Source organism: Massilia suwonensis (genome assembly GCF_042655665.1).
GTDB classification, from domain to species: Bacteria; Pseudomonadota; Gammaproteobacteria; order Burkholderiales; family Burkholderiaceae_D; genus Telluria; species Telluria suwonensis.
This window is the reverse complement of sequence record NZ_JBHSMR010000014.1, coordinates 347,351-366,021: the sequence shown is the minus strand read 5'-3', so window position 1 is coordinate 366,021 and position 18,671 is coordinate 347,351. Positions and strand designations below refer to the sequence as shown.

Genomic DNA, 18,671 nt, shown 5'->3' with positions numbered 1-18,671 from the left:
TCGCGGTAGCGGTGTCTCTAACCGCACGAGCGCGGCAATGCTGCGATCACTTCCCTTTCACTGCAGGGCAACCAGGAGAACGACATGGCGACAAGCAAGGAGAGCGGCAAGAGCGCGAGCAGCTCCGGCGGCAGCGCGCAAAAGAGTGGGAGCGGCAGCGGCAGCGGTCCGGCCAAACGCGGCTTTGCGGCGATGGACCAGAACCAGCAACGCGAGATCGCCAGCAAGGGCGGCCAGGCAGCCCACCAGAAAGGCACGGCGCACGAATTCGATTCCGAGGAAGCGCGCCGCGCGGGGCAGAAAGGCGGGGAGGCGGTAAGCCGCAACCGTGCACACATGGCCGATATCGGCCGCAAGGGGGGCGAGAGCCGCCAGTCGGCCAGCCGCGCGGCGGCGGCCAAGAGCGGCGGCAACCGCCAGGGCGGGAAGGAAGAATAATCCGCGTCCGGCAGTTGCCTGCAACGGGGCGGATCTTCCGTCCCGTTTTTTTTCGATCGGCCGCCCCCACTGCGCCGGCGGCGCCGCTGTGGTACATTCGCGCCCCATGTCCGCACTCCGCTATCTCACCGCCTATCCCGAGCCGCTGCGCCAGCAGGCGGCCACCCTGCTCGAACAGGGGCGCCTGGGCACCCTGCTCCGTTCGCGCTACCCGAACCCGCACGGCCTGCGCACCGACCGCGCCCTGTACGACTACGTGCAAGACCTCAAAATGGACTACCTGCGCAACGCCGACCCGGTGGCGAAGGTCGCCTACGACAGCAAGATCCACGTCGTGCAGCACGCCCTCGGCCTGCACACCGCGATCTCGCGCGTGCAGGGCAGCAAGCTGAAAGCCAAGCACGAGATCCGCATCGCCAGCGTGTTCCGCGACGCCCCGCTGGAATTCCTGCGCATGATCGCCGTGCACGAACTGGCGCACCTGAAGGAAAAGCAGCACGACAAGGCCTTCTACAAATTGTGCTGCTGGATGGAGCCGCAGTATCACCAGTTCGAACTGGATTTGCGGCTCTACCTGACTCACATGGAGCAGACCGGCGAGCGGCTATGGGTCGAGGGCGCCTGAGGCGGGGCGCTTCCCGTTGATGGCCGGCTGCGCACGGACTGCGGCGAAATAAAAGCATACCGAGACTGCTGCCGCCGCGAACAGCAGCACTAGCACCAGCTCCGGTGTGCCATGCCGGGCCAGCAGCATTGCGCCGACGACGGGGCCCGCAGCCTTGGCAACCAGCGAGGGGCCGGCCATGGCCCCGGATATTGCCCCATAATTGGCGCTGCCGAACAAGGCTTGCGGCAAGGTCCCGCGCACGATGGTCAGCACACCATTGCTCAGTCCGTAAAGGATGCAGAAACCGGCGATCGCCCAGGCCTGGGTGCCGAACAGGAGGACGCTCGCAAGCGCCGCCGGCAGCGCGGCAAAACAATATTTGCCCACCAATTCGGGCGCCGCGGCACGCCCCACGGTGCGTTCCAGCACACGTCCTGCCACTTGCATCGGACCGATCAGCATCGACATCAGCACGGCCAGCCGCGCGCTGTGCCCGAGGCCCTGCAGCAGCGGGATCAGGTGCACCGACAGAACCGCGAAGACGAGGGTGTGGGCTGCGAACGCCGCCGTCAGTTTCCAGAATGCCGGATGCCGCAGCGCCTCGGCCAGGGTATGGCTGCGATTCCCCAGGCGCGGCGCAACTGCGGGACGGACAGTGTCGCCGCCAAGCAGCAGGTGCAGCGGCAGGCAGACCAGAAACTGCAACGCCGCGTACCAGAAATACGTGGCGCGCCAGCCCCATGTGGCATCGAGGGCCTGGGTCAGAGGCCAGAACAGCGTGCTGGCAAAGCCCGCAAACAGCGTCAGCGTCGAGATCACTTGGCGCCCTTCGCCCGCGTAGCGGCGGTTGATGGTCGCGAAGGCGGCTTCGTACAGCGTCATCCCCATGGCCAGGCCGAGGGCGGTCCACGCGCTCAGGTAGGCGAGCGGCGTGCGGCCTGCGCCCAGCGCGATCAGGCCGATCCCGCACAGGACCGAGCCCGCGCCCATGATGCGCCGGCCGCCGTGGCGGTCGAGCAGGATACCTACCGGCGTCGCCGCCAGGCCTGCCACCAGCAGGCTCCAAGAATACGCGCCGAAGACGAGCTCTGTACCCCAGCCCATTTCCTCACGGATGCGCGGACCGAGGATGCTGAACGCGTAGTACAGCGAACCCCAGGAGATGATCTGGGTGGGGGCCAGGATGCCGATGGTGCGCCACTGTGCTTTCATGGGGGCCTCGTCCGGTTCAGGCGCCGCAGCGCGCCGCTGGTGCCGCCGCCGCGCAGCCGCAGCCGCCCTTCCCTTCTGCGCTGGCCTGCGCATCCGCCGCGCAGCAGCCTGGCGCCGCGGCCGGCGCCGGTCCGCCGCAGCAGCCCGCCGCCGGCGTGTCGTCGTAGGCCTGGCGCGTGCTGCAGACGCCGGTCTCCGGCAGCTCCAGCTGGACGTCGTCGGCGGCCGCCAGGTCGCCGGCCAGCGCCGCCACCACCGAGCGCACCTGCTCATACCCGGTCGCCATCAGGAAGTTCGGTGCCCGGCCGTAGCTCTTGGCGCCCACGGCATAATAGCCGGGTTCCGGATGGGCCAGCTCGCGGTGGCCGTGTGGCCGCACCGTGCCACAGCTGTGTTCGTTCGGATCGATCAGCGGCGCCAGCAGGTCGGTGCTTTCGAGCCAGGGATCGTGACGCACCCGCAGTTCGCGGGTCAGTTCGAGGTCCGGGCGCGCGCCGGTGGCGGCAATGACCTCGGCAATCTCCTCGATCGGCGCCGCACCTGCGTCGTCGTACACAGTGATGACGCCGCCATTGTCGGCCAGTGAGCGGATACGGAACGACTGACGCAATTCGAGCCGTCCGGACTGTTGCAGTGCCTGCAGGCGCATGCCCAGCAGCCCGCGCGCCGCCAGGCCGTCGGCCTCGCCGCCGCCGAACAGCTTCGCGCCCGGCTGGCCGCGAATGGCCCAGACCAGCTGCGTGCCCGGCACCTCGTCGGCGAGCTGAGCCAGTGCAAGCAAGGTTCCCGCCGCCGAGTGTCCCGCTCCCACGACCAGCACCCGCTTGCCGGCATAGCGCGCGCGCTCCCTACCCAGCACGTCCGGCATGCCATAAAAGATGCGCGCGCCCAGTGCTGCCTCGCCCTGCGCCGGCACGCCGTGCGCACCCAGCGGATTGGGCTGCGACCAGGTGCCGGTCGCATCGATCACGGCGCTGGCGAGATAGTCGCGCTCTCCTTCCTCCGTGCGGACACGGATCACGAAAGGCGCCCGCTCACGTCCACGGGTCTTGACCTTGTCGAAGCCGGCGCGCGTGATTGCGACGACGCGCTGGCCCAGCTTCAGTTGCGCAGCAAGGACAGGCAAGGCCGCCAGCGGCCGCAGGTAGCCGTCGACCAGTTCGCCGGCCGTCGGCAGGCTGTCGGGCGCCGGCATGCGCCAGCCAGCCGCCTCGAGCAGCCCGCGCGCCGCGCGATCGACGTTGTACTGCCAGGGCGAGAACAGGCGCACGTGGCGATAACTCTCCAGGTTGGCGCCGACCAGGGCGCCCGCCTCCAGTATGAGCGGCGTCAGCCCGCGTGCGGCGACGTGCGCGGCGGCGGCGAGGCCGACAGGGCCCGCGCCAAGGATGGCGATGGGTAGCGTGGTGTCGAGGCTGTCATTCATGGTGTCTCCCAGATTAGCTGCAGGTTTATGGACTGTTTCGTTATTCGTAGAATTACGAATAAACTGGCAAAAAATTTTTAGAGGCTGGCGACCATGCGCTTGAATAAAGCGAGGCGCTCCAAGTTCACGCAATAGCAGACGCGCTGCTCATCGGAAGAGCCGCTAATCAGGCCCGCCTGCTTGAGCACGCTGACATGCTGCGAAATCGTCGACGCCGCCAGCGGGAGGACGTCGGCCAGGCTACCGAAATAGCAGGCGCCATAGGAGGACAGGTAGTTCAGCAGCTGGACGCGCGCCGGGTGGCCCAGCGCCTTGCACATCAGCGCGAATTGCTCGGCGTCGACTTGTGGCGCAGCGGCGCCGCTCTCAGGTTTACAGCAGGTGGTCATGGTTGCGTTCGCTATTCGTCAATTTACGAACAAAGAGTAAACGCCATGTCATCGAGCTGTCAAGATAATTCGATAATATTTGAATTGTCGAACAAATCTTCTATAATCGCTTACCTTTTTCGAATCATCACTGGAGCACGCGATGGATACCAGATCCGCACTAGCCGCACTTGCCGCCCTGGCACAGGAAAGCCGGCTTGCGGTGTTTCGGCTGCTGGTCCAGGTCGGCCCGGCCGGCATGGCCGCAAGCCGGATCGCCGAACAACTCGACATCGCCCCGTCCTCCCTTTCCTTCCACCTGAAGGAACTGTCGCATGCGAAGCTGCTCGATGCCAGGCAGGACGGACGCTTCGTGATCTATTCCGCCAACGTGGAAGCGATGAACGGATTGGTCGGTTTCCTGACCGAGAACTGCTGCGGCGGAGTGCCCTGCGTAGCATCCGCGCCAAACGCCTGCGCCCCCGGAAAACAATCGGATTAAAAGACCACCGCCATGCACATCCTGTTTCTCTGCACCGGCAACTCCTGCCGTTCCGTCCTCAGCGAAGGCGTCTTCAAGCACCTGGCGCCGCCAGGCCTGCACGCGATGAGCGCCGGCAGCCAGCCAACCGGCTGGCTGCACCCGCGCGCCGTGGCGCTCCTGCACGACAAGGGTATCTCGACCGAGGGCTATTACAGCAAATCGTGGGACGCCCTGCCCGCCGTGCCGGACATCGTCGTCACCGTCTGTTCAAGTGCCGCCGGCGAAACCTGCCCCGCCTATCTCGGACCGGTGCTGCGCACCCATTGGGGTCTCGATGATCCGAGCCACGTGCATGGGACCGAGGAGGAGATCGAGGCCGCCTTCGCGCGCACCTACGCCATCATCCTGGCGCGGACGCAGGCCTTTCTCGCCCTGCCGCTGGACGAGCTGAAGAACGACCGCGCGCGCCTGAAGGCCGAGCTGGATCGCATCGGCACGCTGCTGCCCGCCCAGGCGTGACGATTCCGTGCTGACCGCTTCCCTGATCTTCCTCGCGACCCTCGGGCTCGTGATCTGGCAGCCGCGCGGCCTCGGCATTGGCTGGAGCGCGTCCGCCGGCGCCGCGGCGGCCCTGCTCATGGGCGTCATCGATGTCGCCGACATCCCGGTGGTCTGGCACATCGTCTGGAACGCGACCGGCGCCTTCGTCGCCGTGATCGTCATCAGCCTGCTGCTCGACAGGGCCGGCTTCTTCGAATGGGCCGCCCTGCACGTGGCGCGCTGGGGCCGCGGTAACGGCCGCCGCCTGTTCGTGCTGCTGGTGCTGCTCGGCGCTGCCGTCGCCGCGCTGTTCGCCAACGACGGCGCGGCGCTGATCCTCACGCCGATCGTGATCGCAATGCTGGCCGCGCTGCGCTTTCCGGCGCGCGCCACCCTTGCCTTCGTGATGGCGGCCGGCTTCATCGCCGATACCGCCAGCCTGCCGCTGGTGGTATCGAACCTGGTGAACATCGTCTCGAGCGATTATTTCGGCATCGGCTTCGCGCGCTATGCGGCGGTGATGGTGCCGGTGAACCTGGTGTCGGTGGCGGCCACGCTGGCGGCGCTGGCCTGGTTCTTCCGCAAGGACATCCCGGCAAACTACGACCTGACGCAATTGAGGCGTCCGAACGAAGCGATCCACGACCGCGCTACCTTCGTCGCCGGCTGGTGGGTGCTGGGGCTGCTGCTGGCCGGTTTCTTCTGGCTGGACGAGGCCGGGATCCCGATCAGCCTCGTCGCCGCGGCGGGTGCACTGCTGCTGCTCGCGGTCGCGGCGCGCGGACACCGGATCTCCACGCGCGAGGTGCTGCGCGGCGCGCCCTGGCAAGTCGTCGTCTTCTCGCTGGGCATGTACCTGGTGGTGTACGGCCTGCGCAATGCCGGCCTGCTCCACTACCTGTCCGTGCTGTTCGAGGGGTGCGCCCGCCATGGCGTCTGGGGCGCCGCGCTCGGCACCGGCTTCGTCACGGCCGTCCTGTCCTCGCTCATGAACAACATGCCGACCGTGCTTGTGGGCGCGCTCGCGATCGATGCCACGGCCACCTCCGGCGCCGTGCGCGAAGCGATGGTCTACGCCAACGTGATCGGCGCCGACCTCGGGCCGAAAATCACGCCGATCGGCAGCCTCGCCACCCTGCTCTGGCTGCACGTGCTGGCCGCGAAAGGCATCCGCATCTCCTGGTCGTATTATTTCCGCGTCGGGATCGTGCTGACCCTGCCGATCCTCTTCCTCACCCTGTGCGCGCTGGCCCTGCGCCTCGCCTGAAAGGATGCCCATGACTGCCATCCCGAATCTGCCGAACCTCCAGCCGGAACTCGTCGACATCCCGACCATCGACAAGCTCGCACCCGCCGGAGACATGACCCACCCGCCGCGCATCCTGCTGCTCTACGGCTCCTTGCGCGAGCGCTCCTTCAGCCGCTTCCTCACATACGAAGCCGCGCGCATCCTCGAGCATTTCGGCGCCGAGGTACGCATCTACGATCCGATGGAACTGCCGATGGCGGGCAGCGTGTCGGAGACGCACCCGAAAGTCGCCGAGCTGCGCGCGCTGTGCCTGTGGTCCGAGGGCCAGGTCTGGTGCAGCCCCGAGCGCCACGGCGCGGTCACCGCCGTGATGAAGAACCAGATCGACTGGATTCCGCTGGAGATGGGGGCGATCCGCCCGAGCCAGGGGCGCACCCTGGCCGTGATGCAGGTCTGCGGCGGCTCGCAATCCTTCAACGTCGTCAACACCCTGCGCCTGCTGGGACGCTGGATGCGCATGTTCACGATCCCGAACCAGTCCTCGGTGCCGATGGCCTACAAGGAGTTCGACGAGGACGGACGCATGCGTGCGTCGAACTACTACGATCGCGTGGTCGACGTGATGGAGGAACTCGTGAAATTCACGCTGCTCATGCGCGGCCGCAGCGATTACCTCACCGACCGCTACAGCGAGCGTAACGAGCGGGCGCGCAAGGCCATCGACCGGCAGTTGACCAACATTTGATTCGGTTGATTGTAAAACAAGCTTCGTTGCCGCGTCACAACGCTTACGGTCTTCAAATTCGTTTCCAATCGTAAATATATCGACTTTCCGGGTACCGCTCGCTTACAGTCCGACTCATGCGTGCGCATGCATGCCGTTGAGAGCGATCCCATGTTTTCCCCATCCACTGCCATCACCCTGCCCGCCGCCTGTGCCGGCGCTGCCCTGCTCCTGCTCGCTGTCCCAGCCTGCGCCGAAACGACCGACCCGACCTGGAAATTCTCCGGCTTCGGCACGGTCGGCGCCGTGCATTCCGACGAGCGCCAGGCCGATTTCGTCGCCTCCATCATGAAGGGCAGCGGCGCCGGACGCACCGACGACTGGAGCCGCCACGTCGATACCAGACTGGGCGGCCAGGTCGACTACACCTACGATGCGAAATGGTCGGCCGTGCTGCAGGTGGTCACCGAGCAGCGCCTCGACTACAGCTACGAGCCGCGCGTGGAATGGGCCAACATCAAATACCAGGTGACGCCGGAGCTGGCCCTGCGCATCGGCCGCATCGCGCTGCCGATGTTCATCGCCGCCGACTACCGCAAGGTCGGCTACGCCTACCCCTGGATTCGTACGCCGATGGAAGTCTACGGCGTGCTCCCGCTCGGCAGCAGCGACGGCGCCGACATCAGCTGGCGCTGGAACGGCGAGTCGATGCGCAGCACGACCCAGGTCCTGTACGGCCGCACCAATACCCCGCTGTACGACGGCGCGCGCCTGCGCGGACGCGGCATCGCCGGCCTCTCGCACACGGTCGAGCAGGGCGATTTCAGCGCCCGCGCGTCGGTGATCACGACGCGCCTGTCGCTCAGCCTGTTCCCCGAACTGTTCGACGCGCTCGATAGTTTCGGCGCCCAGGGCCGGGACATCGCGCGCCGCCTGCGCGTGCAGGACAAGCGCGCCTCGGCCTTGAGCATCGGCCTGAACTACGATCCGGGCCAGTGGTTCGTGATGGGCGAAGCGGGCCGCAGCAAGGTCGACGGCTATCTCGGCAGCACGCGCTCGGCCTACCTCAGCGGCGGCTGGCGCCACGCCAACCTGACGCCCTATGCCGGCTTTGCACGGGTCTGGGGCCAGCTGCCGCCAGGACCGACCTCGCTGACGCTGGCCGGCCTGCCCCGGCCGTATGCGGCCGCCGGCAGCGTGGTCAACACCGGCCTGGCGGCGATGATGCGCGCCGTGCCCTCGCAGTCGACACTGAGCGCCGGCCTGCGCTGGGACCTCGCCTCGAACCTCGCGCTCAAGCTGCAGCACGAACGCGTCACCACGCGCAGCGGCTCGCGCGGCATGTTCATCAATTCGGTGCCCGACTACCAGTCCGGCCACACGGCGCATGTCACCAGCGCCGCCCTCGACTTCGTTTTCTGAGGGGGCGGCATGCGACTACGAAGCACACGGCTGTTCACAGCACTTCTCCTTGCCTGCTGCGCCACGCTGGCGCAGGCCGACGACCTGGTGGTCGTGGTCTCGGCGCGCAGCCAGATCGAGTCCCTGCGGCCCGAGCAGGTAGCGGCCATCTTCCTTGGCCAGACCGCGCGCTTTCCGAACGGCGCGGTGGCGACCGCGCTCGACCAGCCGATCGGATCGGAGGTACGCGACCAGTTCTACACGCGCGTCACCGGCAAGACCCCGGCGCTGCTGAAGGCGCACTGGTCGAAGATGGTATTCACAGGACGCGGCCAGCCGCCGCGCGAACTGGCCGGCAGCGCCGCCGTGCGCAAGGCGGTGGCGGACGACCCGAACCTGATCGGCTACATCGGACGCGAGGCGCTCGACCCGACGGTGCGGCCCGTGCTGCTGGTGCATTGAGAGGACCTGCATGACTTCTCCATCCTCCCTTGACGAACGCCGTTCGCGCGGCTCGCGCCTGGCGCGCTGGCTCGGACGCGGCCTCGACACCCACATCTCGCTGCCCCTGTTCGCGGGCCTGCTCGTGATCGGCCTGTGGGTCCTGACCCTGCGCGTGATCGACACCGACCGCGCCGCGGCCGCCGCCGCGGTCGAAGCGGCCACGCTCGAACGCGTCGAAACCTATGAAGCGCAAATGGCGCGCAGCCTGAACGGCATCGACCAGACCCTGAAGGTCCTCAAGTATGCGGTCGAACTGAACGGCGCGAACGGCGCCCTGCCCGCCCTGCGCGAACAGGGCCTGCTGCCGCCCGGCCTGGTGTTCGTGGTGGCGATCGCCGACCGCGACGGCCGCATTGTCGACAGCAATCCGGACGAAGGCACGCACGACGTCTCCGGCACCGCCTTCTACCTGTACCACCGCAACAACGACCTCGGCCTGCCTTTCGTCAGCGCGACCATGAGCGACAGCGCCAAGGCCGAACCGCACCTGCACTTCACGCGCCGCATCAACGACCGCGCCGGCAATTTCGCGGGCGTGGCCATCGTGGAAGCCGACCCTTCCTACTTCACCAGCGCCTACGAGCGCTCGCGCGACGGCGAACAGGGCATGCTGGGCCTGGCAGGCGTCGACGGCCTGATGCGCGCGCTGCGCGTCGGCGACAGCGTCAGCTGGGGCCAGCGCATCGAACTGGGCAACGCCGTCGGCGGCGCCGTCGCCCTGCACAAGGGCCCGGACGGCGTGCTGCGCTACACCAGCGTGCAGCGCCTGCACGGCTTCCCGCTGGCGATCGTGGTCGGCCTGTCGAAGGAGGAGCAGTTCGCGCCCTTCAACGAGAAACGCCACACCTACCTGGCCGCGGCCAGCGGCGCCACCGCCCTGCTGCTGCTGGTGGTCGCCGTTATCTCGGGCTGGGCATGGCAGCTGGCGCGCGTGCGCCGGCGCGCGCGCCGCGCCCAGGAAACCTACGCGGCCGCCTCCGAGGGCAGCCTGGACGCCTTCTTCGTGCTGCGCGCCGTGCGCGGCCAGGGCGGCACCGTGGCCGACTTCGTGGTGGAGGCGACCAACTCGCGCGCCGAGGGCATCATCGGCCTGCCGCGCGCCCAGATGCAGGGCATGCTCCTGTGCGACATGCTGCCGCACTACCGCGCCAACGGCATCTTCGACGACCTGGCGCGCGTCGTGCTGGACGGCCAGCCGCGCGAAGGCGAATGGCAGGCCTCCTCGCGCGAAGCGAAGGGCCGCTGGCTGCACCGCCAGGTGGTGGCGGTCGAAGACGGCGTGGTCGTCATCGTGCGCGACATCACCGAGCGCAAGCAGGTCGAGGAACGCATCTTCCACATGGCGCACCACGACGAGCTGACCGGCCTGCCGAACCGGAACCTGATGCACAACCGGATCGAGGCGGCGATCCGCAACGCCGCGCGCCAGGGCAGCGCGGTGGCGCTGGCGTTCGTCGACCTGGACGGCTTCAAGCTGGTCAACGACGGCCTGGGCCACAAGGCCGGCGACGAGCTGCTGCGCGTGGTCAGCCGCCGCATGGGCGCCTGCCTGCGCCGCAACGACACGCTGGCCCGTTTCGGCGGCGACGAATTCGTGATCCTGCTGCCGGACCAGGGCCACGACCCGCAGTCGCTGGCGCCGCTGCTGGAAAAGATCCGCCTGGCCGTGACCGAGGAAATCGAAGTCTCCGGGCAGACCGTGCAGGTCAGCTGCAGCATGGGCGTGGTGATGTACCCGCGCGACGGCGCCGACGCCAGCGCTCTCCTGATGAACGCCGACGCCGCGATGTACCGCGCCAAGGACCTGGGCAGCAACAACGTCCAGTTCTATGCGCGCGAGATGAACGCCAGCGTCGAGGAAAAGCTGGTCCTGCTGGACGGCCTGAGGAATGCCGTGCAGGCGACCTTCGAAGGCGCGCAGGATAACGGCTTCCGCCTGCTGTACCAGCCGAAGGTCGACCTGCGCACCGGCCGCCTGTTCGGCGTGGAAGCGCTGATCCGCTGGCAGCATCCGAAACACGGCATGGTGCCGCCGCAGCGCTTCATCGGTCTCGCCGAAGAGAGCGGCCTGATCGTCGAGATCGGCGACTGGGTGATCCGCGAAGCCTGCCGCCAGGCGCGCGCCTGGGTCGACGCCGGCCTGCCGCCGGTGACGATGTCGGTGAACGTCTCGGCGCGCCAGTTCGAAGAAGCGCGCCTGGTCGAGCGCGTGGCCGCCGCCCTGCGCGACAGCCGCCTGGCGCCGGAACTGCTGGAACTGGAAGTCACGGAAAGCCTGATCATGCGCGACCTGGCGAAGTCGGTGGCCAAGATGCGCGAGCTGGAAGCGATGGGCGTGTCGCTGTCGATCGACGACTTCGGCACGGGTTACTCCAGCCTGTCGTCGCTGAAGACCTTCCCGATCAGCCGGCTGAAGATCGACAAGTCATTCGTGAGCGAGCTGGCCGAGAATCCGGACGACCAGGCGATCGCGATGGCGGTGATCTCGCTGGGTCACAAGCTGAACCTGCGCGTGATCGCCGAGGGGGTGGAGACGGAGCAGCAGCGCGCCTTCCTGCGCGAGAACGAGTGCGACGAGATGCAGGGCTACTTGTTCAGCAAGCCGGTTGCGGCCGATGCGATCGTGGATATGCTGGAGGCGTATGCCTTGGAGCTTGAGTTAGCCGTCGCATAACGTAGGGTGGGCTCTCCGAGCCCACGCGGTGATACGTACGGGCTCCGATGTCGTGCTCGATGATCTCGCCGCCGTAACCGCGTGGGCACGGAGTGCCCACCCTACGAAACCCCGCGTAATCGTTTGACCAATGCGTCGGCGTCCGCATCGACGTGCATCAACCCCGCGTGCCCTTCGCGCACGAAGCCTTCCTGCACCTGGTGCCGCGCGAAGTGCACCAGCCCATCGTAGAACCCGTCCACGTTCAGCAAGCCGATCGGCTTCGCGTGTATCCCCAGCTGCGACCAGGTCACCATCTCGAACAGCTCTTCCAGCGTACCGAAGCCGCCCGGCATGGCGATGAAACCTTCCGCCAGGTCGGCCATCATGGCTTTGCGCTCGTGCATGTCCTTCACGACGAACAGGCGCGTCAGGCCGGCGTGGCCGACTTCGCGTTCGACCAGCGCGCGCGGGATGACGCCGGTGGCTTCGCCGCCCAGGCGCAGCACTTCGTCGGCGATCACGCCCATCAGGCCGACCTTGCCGCCGCCGTAGACCAGGGCGATGTTGTGTTCGACCAGCACGCGCGCGAGATCACGGGCGGCATCGGCATACAGGGGCTTGGCGCCATTCGAGGCGCCGCAGTAGACGGCAATCGATTTCATAGGGATTCTAGGTTGGATCGCGGCCTTCGTCGGGCAGCTTCTTCAAGTATTCTTCGGACAGCTTCTCGAACAGCAGGCTGGTATCGCCGCGCAGGTAAGGACCGAGCATCGACAGCACCTGGTAGCAGCCGCGCGCAAGCGCATCGGCAATCGCCTGCTGCTCGCTGTATTTGCGTGGATTGCGCACGTACTCGTACGACAGCCAGTAGGTCGCCACCACCACCATATTGGTCGCCATCGCGCCGATCTGCTGGTCGGAGGCTTCCAGCGACTGTTCGCTTCTCAGGTCTTCGCACAGCTGGCGCGCGACCTTGATCTTGTGGGCGAGGATGGCCTTGAAGTGCAGTTCCAGCTTGCGGTTGCGCGACAGCAGGTCGTTCAGGTCGCGGTAGAAGAAGCGGTAGCGCCAGATCAGCTCGAACATCAGGTGCAGGTAGAGCCAGACGTCTTCCATGTTCGAACGCCGTCCCGCCGGCACCGTCAGGATGCGCTCGATCTCGGTCTCGAACTGCGCGAAGATCGAATTGACGATGTCGTCCTTGTTGCGGAAGTGGTAGTACAGGTTGCCGGGCGAGATGTTCATCTCCTCGGCGATGACGGTCGTCGTGATGTTCGGCTCGCCGAACTCGTTGAACAGCCTGAGCGAGAGCTCGAGGATGCGTTCACGGGTGCGGCGTGGAGCTTTCTGTAGCATGGATGGCGGTCTGCGATCTGGGTGGTGTCATCCGCAAGCATATCATCGAACCGCTTGCGGGCGGCAGTGCGGGCGGGCCGCTTACTCGGCGGCGCCGCGTTTCGGAGCGGTCCGTTTGGCGGCGGGTTTCTTCGCGGCGGCCTTGGCGGCAGGCTTCTTGCGCGCCGCCTGGCGCAGGTGCTCGCCCGCCAGCTCGGCCAGCATGCGTTCGAGTTCGTCGATGCGGTGGTTCAGCGCTTCCATCTCGCTGCGCGCGGGCACGCCGATGGTGGCGAGGGCACGGGCGACGCGCTCTTCGAACACCTGTTCCAGCTTGCCCCAGGTGCTTGATGCGCGGCGGCTGGAACGCTCGGCCTTGCGCGCCACGGTATCGGTCGCATCCTCGACGGAGCGCGCGCGCTTTTGCAACTCGCTGCCGTCGCGCACCAGGCGCGTGAATTCTCGTCCGCCCTCCTGCTGGGCCTTGGCAAAGGCGCCCAGGCCCGCCTGCCAGATCTGCTGCGCCGAGCTGCGCACGGCTTGCGACAGCTCTTCCTCTTCCTGCTCGAGTTCCTTGATATTTTTTGTCATCGCTTCCTCATTCGTCTCAAGGCATTCCAGGCCCGCACGATAGAACCCGCATTCTAAACGCCGCGCGTGCTCCGCGTCGTAAAAGCTTCGCGCAGCAGCGCCAGCAAGGCCTCGGCGCGCCAGGGCTTCGGCAGGAAGCGGTCGGCGTCGCCGTTTGCCAGGGCGGCCGCGATCGCCGCGTCGTCGGGCGCGCCGGACAGCAGTATCCGGAAGCTCGCGGGCGCCAGGCGCCGCGCCTCGGCAAGCAGTTCGGCGCCGCTCATGCCGGGCATCAGGTGGTCGCTGACGATCGCCGCGACCGGCTCATGTGCCAGCAGCGCGAGCGCCTCCGTACCCGACGACGCCGTCAGCACGCGCCAGCCCTGCCCTGCCACGCTGTCGCGCAGCAGTTCCAGCATGAAGGCGTCGTCGTCCACCAGCAGCAGGGCCGGCTGCACGGCCGGCAGCGCATCCAGTTCCGCCATCACGGTATCGAGCACGCGCCCGTTGCAGCCCAGCGCCACGTGGCCGACGCCGCCCAGCGCGATGTTGCGCGCGCCAGGCAGGACGCTCGATGTTTGCGGAGACACGATGTTGTCGTGGTGGCTGAAGATCGAGGTGACCAGGGCGCGCCGCGCCGCGTCTTCGCTGTCGGCCAGCGCGCGCAGCCAGTCGCTGGCTTCCCCGCGCGAGCGCCGCATCTGCGCCGCATTCGCGCCGGGGCCGAAGTTGGCGAGCGCGGTGCCGTGATGCGGCGTGCCGAGCGTGACGATGCGTGCCACGCGCGCGCTGCCGTGGACGCGCATCCAGGCGCGCGCCACCAGGCCGCCCATGCTGTGGGCGACGATCGCCACCCGCGGCGCGCCGGTGGCCGCGCACAAGTCGTTCACCGCGCATTCCAGCAGCGGCACGTAGTCGTCGATCGCGCCGCCGACCGGCTCCAGGTCGATGCCGGCATGGCTGATGCGTTTTGCGTCCAGGCGCGGCATCAGATAGCTCCAGTAGCCGCTGTTGCAGCCGTAGCCGTGCACCAGCAGCACCGGGATCGCCTGCGAGCCGGGATGGATGCGGCGGCAGCCGCTTGCCCGCGGCATGAACCAGGAACTGTGCAGCATGCTGGAGACGAATTCCTCGCCCAGCAGGCGCAGGCGAGCGCCGGGACCGAGCCGGTACTCGCGCGGCGTCGGACTGGCGAAGTAGCTGCTCAAGACAAAGTTGTTCATGTTGATCGCCAGGCGCACCAGCAGCACGGCGCCGAGGCCGCAGGCCAGCGCCGCCCAGGGAGCGAACCCCAGCCAGTACCGGCACGCCAGCGCGATGCCGGCGGCGGCCAGGGCCTGCACCGCCAGCAGCCAGCGCAGCATGCGGCGCGCGCTCATGCCGCAGCCGTCACCCTGGGCGCCGGCTTGCCCGTCAGGTCTTGCGCCAGTCCGCTTGCCAGGCGCGCGGTGATGCCGTAGATCGACAGCTGCGGATTGGCGCCGATCGAGGTCGGGAACAGCGAGCCGTCGTGCACCGACAGGTTGTCCAGGCCGCGATAGCGCCCGCTCGGTGTCGTCACGCCGCGCCGCTCGTCGCCGGCCATGGTGCAGCCGCCCATTACGTGGGCCGAGGCCACGCGCGTCATGTGCAGCCGCTGCGGCAGGGCCGCGATGGCGCGCTTCGCCTCGCCCCAGGTGGTGTAGGCGGCGGCCTGCTCGTGCGCCGGCTGCACCGAGCTCGCGCCGGCCGCGAACTGGACTTCGGCCATCGTCAACAGGGCGCGCCGCGCGCCGTCCCACAGGAAGTCGTTGAGCGGATAATCGAGTACGCCCGCGCCATCCTTGAGCTGCACGGCGCCGCCGGCGGACTCGGGATGGAAGCCGTCGCGCAGCAGCGCCAGCATGCCCTGCATGTGCGGGAACTGACGCATCAGGGCGGCGTGGCCGGCCCCAAAACCGTTCAGGGTGGTCGACAGCAGCACCGGATGCAGCGGCGGCGCTTCCAGCTTGTAGCCGATCGCGCCGTTGATCGCGCCGGTATGCAGGAAGTGGTCGGAATAGACCGTCTGCGGCGCGCCCGCCCAGGCATCGACGCGCTGCGGGAAGATGCCGGCCGAGATCAGGGTCGGATGCAGGAAGGTGCGCTTGCCCAGCAGCTTGTTCGGATCGGGCGCGCCCGAGCGCATCAGGAGCGCCGGCGAGTTGATCGCGCCGCCGGCGACGACGAAGTGCTTCGCGCGCAGGCGCAGCAGGCGTCCGGTCGGCGCGACGCCGTCCGGGCCGAGCGCGACGCACAGCAGTTCGTCGACCCGCTCGCCGCGCAGCACGAAGCGCTCGGCGCGGGCACGTGTAACGAGCGTGGCGCCATGCTCGAGCGCGGACGGAATCGTCGTCACCAGCATCGACTGCTTGGCGTTGGTCGGGCAGCCCATGCCGCAGTAGCCCAGGTTCCAGCAGCCGTTGACGTTGCGGCGGATGAAGCCGGCCTGGATGCCGAGCTTCTCCAGGCCGCGTTTCAGCACGTCGTTGTTCTCGTTGGGCGGCGCGTGCCAGTCGCTCACGTGCAGGCGCGCTTCCATCATCGCGAACCAGGGCGCCAGCGTCTCGCTGTCGTAGTCCATGAGGCCGAACTCGCCGCGCCAGAAGTCGAGCGTGGGCGCGGGCGTACGAAAGCTCGAGGTCCAGTTGACGGTGGTCGAGCCGCCGACGGTGCGGCCTTGCAGGATCTTGATGCCCTTGTCCAGGGTCTGGCGCGCGGCCGATTCCTGGTACAGCGCCGGATAGGCGTCGGCTTCGCGCATCTTGAAGTCGGACGAGGAGCGCAGCGCGCCCTCTTCCACGATCAGCACTTTCAGGCCGGCCAGCGCCAGGATCTCGGCCGTCACGCCGCCGCCGGCGCCGCTGCCGACGATGACGACGTCGGCATCCAGGCTGCGGTCGGATTCAAACCGGGCCGCGTCGACGATCTTCCAGCCGCGCGCCTGTCCGGCGCGGATCGGGTCAGGGATGATGGGTTCGCTCATGTCAGGACAGCTCCTTCATCGGGCCGGGATAGCCGATCGCGGCCCAGCTGGCCGGCTGCGCATACCAGGCGCCGAGCGACAGGTCGTGCAGCGCGCCGTAGGCCGTGCGCAGCAGGGCGAAGCGGTGCAGGCGCCAGTCCTGCAAAAAGGCGCTTACTTCCTTCGGGTCGGCCTGCTCCCAGCCGTTCGAGACGCCCGTCAGCAGACGCCGCGCAGGTGCAAGCGTCAGCAGGCCGAACAGGTCCTGCACTTCCTTCTGCACCGGGAGCGGCAGGTGGGAGATCGCCGTGTGCACGCCTGCGATGGTGCTGTCGATGGCGGCTTTGCGTTCGGCCGGTTCCGTAGGCAGCGCACCGTCCAGCATCGCCGGCACGATGGCCCCGAGCGCGGCGCGCGCTTCGCCGTCGAGCACGAAACGCCGGGGACGCGGCGTGTGCACGGCGCGATAGATGCCGCCGCCCGCGGCCAGCACCAGCGCCCCGAGGGCGCCGGCCTTGAGGAAGGATCTGCGCTTGGTCTCCATCTGTATCCCTGTTGTTTTTGCCATAGTGTACGCCAGGCGTCGTACGCGGAATTAGAGGGATTCGTCGAGATATGGCAAAGCGGGCCAGCATGCAAATAAGCTTTGCACGGCAGGCTCCTCATGCAAATTTTGTTTGCATACTGCTACGGGCATTGAATACAGCTTGTAACGAGCCTTCTCAGCACTCGCCTCGCCTTGTACCATAGCGTCATTCAGCTCGACTACGAAAGCGTTTCATGAACTTCAGCACTCTCTCCCGCGCCGCCTGCCTGGCCCTGTTCGCCACCGCCTGCGCCCTGCCCGTCCACGCCGCCAGCACCGCCGCTTCCTCGGCTTCCAGCGCGGGTTCGGCCTCCTCGGGCAGCGTCTCCGATTCGATCGGCTCGTCCAGCAACAGCTCCGGCGACGACCGCCGCGTGGCTGCGGGCGAATACCGCGTCATCGACGTCGCCGCCGCACCGGGCAAGCCGGACACCACGCGCATGACGCTGCACGCGGCAGCAGCCGGCAAGGATGGAAACGCACGCGAATTCACGCTCGACGTGCCGAACCGCGCCCTGGCGCAGCGCGCCGTCGCCAAGGGCGAACTGGTGCAGGTGAACGCCCGCGAATACGGCTACGAGTTCGCCCACGCGGACAACAAGCAGGCCTTCTTCCTGGCGCTGGAAGACAACTGGTACCGCGAACTCGGTTCGCACAAAGTCGCCATTTGATGACTCGTTGGCTACGGCCGGCGCTGGCTGCGCTGGCCTTCTGTCTAGGGGGCAGCGCCTGGGCCGGCATCCCGACCTTCTGCGAACGCAGCAAGGAAATCAGCGCCGCCGACCAGGACCGCGTGCTGCGCTTCGCCGGCGTCGTGAAAAAAGAGCTCGAGCGCTCCGGTTCCCGGGTCGCTCTTGTCTCGCGCGCCGGGCTCGACCTGAGCCGCTTTGGCCTGCTCTACTCGCACGCCGCCATCGCTCTCAAGGACAATCCCGCCGGCCCCTGGGCCGTGCGCCAGCTGTATTACGCCTGCGACGAATCGCGCCCGCGCCTGTTCGACCAGGGCATCGCCGGCTTCGCGCTGGGTGCCGAAGCACCCACCAACGGCCACATGTCGCTGGTCTTCCTCCCTGACGAAGACGCGGCGCCGCTCGAACGCGCGGCGCTCGACAAGCCGCTTGCCTTGTCCCTGCTGTCCGGCCAGTACAGCGCGAATGCCTATGCCTTCGGCACCCGCTACCAGAACTGCAACCAGTGGGTCGCCGAACTGCTGGCCGGCGCCTGGGGCCATCTCGACACGGCCGCCGCGCCGCGCGAGCAGGCGCAGGCCTGGCTGCGTTCGCAAGGCTATGCAGCAGGACCGGTAAAAGTGCCCTCGCACGCGATGATGTTCGCCGGCCAGTTCGTGCCGCTGGTGCACGTGGACGACCATCCGATCGACGACGTGTATGCGCTGGCGCTGCAGGTCAGCGTGCCGGCTTCGCTCGAGGCCTTCGTGCAGCGGCGCTCGCCGGGAGCGCAGCGGGTGCAGATGTGCCATGACACCGAGCGGATCGTCGTGCGGCGCGGATGGGAGCCCTTGGGAGCGGAGTGCCGGGCGATGCCTGGCGATGAAGTGATTGCGCTAGCGCCATGGGGCGTCTGAGGG

20 protein-coding genes are annotated in these 18,671 nt (G+C 67.7%); 11 read left to right on the top strand and 9 right to left on the bottom strand.

Annotated features, from left to right (window positions below; translation table 11 throughout):
* Positions 1-84: 84 nt before the first annotated feature.
* Complete coding sequence (locus ACFPQ5_RS22015) at positions 85-438, top strand: KGG domain-containing protein (RefSeq protein WP_210736087.1); 354 nt, start codon at positions 85-87, stop codon at positions 436-438.
* A 106-nt stretch (positions 439-544) separates the two neighbouring features.
* Positions 545-1,063, top strand: coding sequence for a YgjP-like metallopeptidase domain-containing protein (locus ACFPQ5_RS22010; protein WP_379760825.1), 519 nt, complete (start codon positions 545-547; stop codon positions 1,061-1,063).
* Here ACFPQ5_RS22010 and ACFPQ5_RS22005 read toward each other — a convergent pair.
* The 3 genes from ACFPQ5_RS22005 to ACFPQ5_RS21995 all read right to left on the bottom strand — a co-directional run bounded on the left by ACFPQ5_RS22005 (position 1,043) and on the right by ACFPQ5_RS21995 (position 4,072).
* Positions 1,043-2,257, bottom strand: coding sequence for an MFS transporter (locus ACFPQ5_RS22005; RefSeq protein WP_379760823.1), 1,215 nt, complete (start codon positions 2,255-2,257; stop codon positions 1,043-1,045). The genes ACFPQ5_RS22010 and ACFPQ5_RS22005 overlap by 21 nt on opposite strands.
* Before the next feature lie 16 nt (positions 2,258-2,273).
* The gene (locus tag ACFPQ5_RS22000) at positions 2,274-3,683 is read right to left on the bottom strand and encodes an NAD(P)-binding domain-containing protein (protein WP_379760820.1); all 1,410 of its coding nucleotides are present in this window, start codon (positions 3,681-3,683) and stop codon (positions 2,274-2,276) included.
* Between the two features lie 77 nt (positions 3,684-3,760).
* Positions 3,761-4,072 carry an ArsR/SmtB family transcription factor gene (locus ACFPQ5_RS21995; protein WP_379760818.1) on the bottom strand — a complete coding sequence of 104 codons (312 nt, stop codon included), beginning with the start codon at positions 4,070-4,072 and terminating at the stop codon, positions 3,761-3,763.
* A 142-nt stretch (positions 4,073-4,214) separates the two neighbouring features.
* Between ACFPQ5_RS21995 and ACFPQ5_RS21990 the strand changes: the two genes are divergently transcribed.
* The 7 genes from ACFPQ5_RS21990 to ACFPQ5_RS21960 all read left to right on the top strand — a co-directional run bounded on the left by ACFPQ5_RS21990 (position 4,215) and on the right by ACFPQ5_RS21960 (position 11,627).
* Positions 4,215-4,553: an ArsR/SmtB family transcription factor gene (locus ACFPQ5_RS21990; RefSeq protein WP_379760816.1), complete on the top strand. Its 339-nt coding sequence runs from the start codon at positions 4,215-4,217 to the stop codon at positions 4,551-4,553.
* Between the two features lie 12 nt (positions 4,554-4,565).
* Positions 4,566-5,054: an arsenate reductase ArsC gene (locus ACFPQ5_RS21985; protein ID WP_379760814.1), complete on the top strand. Its 489-nt coding sequence runs from the start codon at positions 4,566-4,568 to the stop codon at positions 5,052-5,054.
* A gap of 7 nt (positions 5,055-5,061) precedes the next feature.
* A complete protein-coding gene (locus ACFPQ5_RS21980; RefSeq protein WP_379760812.1) occupies positions 5,062-6,342 on the top strand; it encodes an arsenic transporter in 1,281 nt (426 codons plus the stop codon).
* Between the two features lie 10 nt (positions 6,343-6,352).
* Complete coding sequence (gene arsH, locus ACFPQ5_RS21975; RefSeq protein WP_379760810.1) at positions 6,353-7,069, top strand: arsenical resistance protein ArsH; 717 nt, start codon at positions 6,353-6,355, stop codon at positions 7,067-7,069.
* Positions 7,070-7,219: 150 nt separating this feature from the next.
* Positions 7,220-8,470, top strand: coding sequence for a hypothetical protein (locus tag ACFPQ5_RS21970; protein ID WP_379760808.1), 1,251 nt, complete (start codon positions 7,220-7,222; stop codon positions 8,468-8,470).
* A 9-nt stretch (positions 8,471-8,479) separates the two neighbouring features.
* Positions 8,480-8,911, top strand: coding sequence for a phosphate ABC transporter substrate-binding protein (locus ACFPQ5_RS21965; protein ID WP_379760806.1), 432 nt, complete (start codon positions 8,480-8,482; stop codon positions 8,909-8,911).
* 10 nt (positions 8,912-8,921) lie between these two features.
* Entirely contained in the window at positions 8,922-11,627 is a 2,706-nt protein-coding gene (locus ACFPQ5_RS21960) for a bifunctional diguanylate cyclase/phosphodiesterase (protein WP_379760804.1), read from the top strand.
* Between the two features lie 101 nt (positions 11,628-11,728).
* Here ACFPQ5_RS21960 and ACFPQ5_RS21955 read toward each other — a convergent pair whose 3' ends face one another.
* The 6 genes from ACFPQ5_RS21955 to ACFPQ5_RS21930 form a co-directional block, all read right to left on the bottom strand.
* The gene (locus tag ACFPQ5_RS21955; protein ID WP_379760802.1) at positions 11,729-12,271 is read right to left on the bottom strand and encodes an LOG family protein; all 543 of its coding nucleotides are present in this window, start codon (positions 12,269-12,271) and stop codon (positions 11,729-11,731) included.
* Positions 12,272-12,278: 7 nt separating this feature from the next.
* On the bottom strand, positions 12,279-12,965 hold the full coding sequence (locus ACFPQ5_RS21950) for a TetR/AcrR family transcriptional regulator (RefSeq protein ID WP_379760800.1): 687 nt from the start codon (positions 12,963-12,965) through the stop codon (positions 12,279-12,281).
* Between the two features lie 81 nt (positions 12,966-13,046).
* Positions 13,047-13,535: a phasin family protein gene (locus tag ACFPQ5_RS21945; RefSeq protein ID WP_379760798.1), complete on the bottom strand. Its 489-nt coding sequence runs from the start codon at positions 13,533-13,535 to the stop codon at positions 13,047-13,049.
* A gap of 53 nt (positions 13,536-13,588) precedes the next feature.
* Positions 13,589-14,893, bottom strand: coding sequence for an alpha/beta fold hydrolase (locus ACFPQ5_RS21940; RefSeq protein ID WP_379760796.1), 1,305 nt, complete (start codon positions 14,891-14,893; stop codon positions 13,589-13,591).
* On the bottom strand, positions 14,890-16,518 hold the full coding sequence (locus ACFPQ5_RS21935; protein WP_379760794.1) for a GMC family oxidoreductase: 1,629 nt from the start codon (positions 16,516-16,518) through the stop codon (positions 14,890-14,892). The genes ACFPQ5_RS21940 and ACFPQ5_RS21935 overlap by 4 nt, the downstream gene beginning before the upstream one ends.
* 1 nt (position 16,519) lies before the next feature.
* Entirely contained in the window at positions 16,520-17,041 is a 522-nt protein-coding gene (locus ACFPQ5_RS21930) for a twin-arginine translocation signal domain-containing protein (RefSeq protein ID WP_379760792.1), read from the bottom strand.
* Positions 17,042-17,277: 236 nt separating this feature from the next.
* Between ACFPQ5_RS21930 and ACFPQ5_RS21925 the strand changes: the two genes are divergently transcribed.
* Together ACFPQ5_RS21925 and ACFPQ5_RS21920 are read left to right on the top strand one after the other, a co-directional pair.
* The gene (locus ACFPQ5_RS21925; RefSeq protein WP_379760790.1) at positions 17,278-17,754 is read left to right on the top strand and encodes a hypothetical protein; all 477 of its coding nucleotides are present in this window, start codon (positions 17,278-17,280) and stop codon (positions 17,752-17,754) included.
* On the top strand, positions 17,754-18,668 hold the full coding sequence (locus ACFPQ5_RS21920; protein WP_379760788.1) for a DUF2145 domain-containing protein: 915 nt from the start codon (positions 17,754-17,756) through the stop codon (positions 18,666-18,668). The genes ACFPQ5_RS21925 and ACFPQ5_RS21920 overlap by 1 nt, the downstream gene beginning before the upstream one ends.
* Positions 18,669-18,671 lie beyond the last annotated feature (3 nt).

What these genes read in the sequence shown, in the direction of transcription:
- ACFPQ5_RS21970 (WP_379760808.1), top strand. Translation starts at nt 7,220, where the DNA reads ATGTTTTCCCCATCCACTGCCATCACCCTGCCCGCCGCCTGTGCCGGC.
- ACFPQ5_RS21935 (WP_379760794.1), bottom strand. Translation starts at nt 16,518, where the DNA reads ATGAGCGAACCCATCATCCCTGACCCGATCCGCGCCGGACAGGCGCGC.
- ACFPQ5_RS21960 (WP_379760804.1), top strand. Translation starts at nt 8,922, where the DNA reads ATGACTTCTCCATCCTCCCTTGACGAACGCCGTTCGCGCGGCTCGCGC.
- ACFPQ5_RS21940 (WP_379760796.1), bottom strand. Translation starts at nt 14,893, where the DNA reads ATGAGCGCGCGCCGCATGCTGCGCTGGCTGCTGGCGGTGCAGGCCCTG.
- ACFPQ5_RS21995 (WP_379760818.1), bottom strand. Translation starts at nt 4,072, where the DNA reads ATGACCACCTGCTGTAAACCTGAGAGCGGCGCCGCTGCGCCACAAGTC.
- ACFPQ5_RS21955 (WP_379760802.1), bottom strand. Translation starts at nt 12,271, where the DNA reads ATGAAATCGATTGCCGTCTACTGCGGCGCCTCGAATGGCGCCAAGCCC.
- arsH (WP_379760810.1), top strand. Translation starts at nt 6,353, where the DNA reads ATGACTGCCATCCCGAATCTGCCGAACCTCCAGCCGGAACTCGTCGAC.
- ACFPQ5_RS21920 (WP_379760788.1), top strand. Translation starts at nt 17,754, where the DNA reads ATGACTCGTTGGCTACGGCCGGCGCTGGCTGCGCTGGCCTTCTGTCTA.
- ACFPQ5_RS21945 (WP_379760798.1), bottom strand. Translation starts at nt 13,535, where the DNA reads ATGACAAAAAATATCAAGGAACTCGAGCAGGAAGAGGAAGAGCTGTCG.
- ACFPQ5_RS21965 (WP_379760806.1), top strand. Translation starts at nt 8,480, where the DNA reads ATGCGACTACGAAGCACACGGCTGTTCACAGCACTTCTCCTTGCCTGC.
- ACFPQ5_RS22005 (WP_379760823.1), bottom strand. Translation starts at nt 2,257, where the DNA reads ATGAAAGCACAGTGGCGCACCATCGGCATCCTGGCCCCCACCCAGATC.
- ACFPQ5_RS21925 (WP_379760790.1), top strand. Translation starts at nt 17,278, where the DNA reads ATGAACTTCAGCACTCTCTCCCGCGCCGCCTGCCTGGCCCTGTTCGCC.
- ACFPQ5_RS21985 (WP_379760814.1), top strand. Translation starts at nt 4,566, where the DNA reads ATGCACATCCTGTTTCTCTGCACCGGCAACTCCTGCCGTTCCGTCCTC.
- ACFPQ5_RS22000 (WP_379760820.1), bottom strand. Translation starts at nt 3,683, where the DNA reads ATGAATGACAGCCTCGACACCACGCTACCCATCGCCATCCTTGGCGCG.
- ACFPQ5_RS21990 (WP_379760816.1), top strand. Translation starts at nt 4,215, where the DNA reads ATGGATACCAGATCCGCACTAGCCGCACTTGCCGCCCTGGCACAGGAA.
- ACFPQ5_RS22010 (WP_379760825.1), top strand. Translation starts at nt 545, where the DNA reads ATGTCCGCACTCCGCTATCTCACCGCCTATCCCGAGCCGCTGCGCCAG.
- ACFPQ5_RS21950 (WP_379760800.1), bottom strand. Translation starts at nt 12,965, where the DNA reads ATGCTACAGAAAGCTCCACGCCGCACCCGTGAACGCATCCTCGAGCTC.
- ACFPQ5_RS22015 (WP_210736087.1), top strand. Translation starts at nt 85, where the DNA reads ATGGCGACAAGCAAGGAGAGCGGCAAGAGCGCGAGCAGCTCCGGCGGC.
- ACFPQ5_RS21930 (WP_379760792.1), bottom strand. Translation starts at nt 17,041, where the DNA reads ATGGAGACCAAGCGCAGATCCTTCCTCAAGGCCGGCGCCCTCGGGGCG.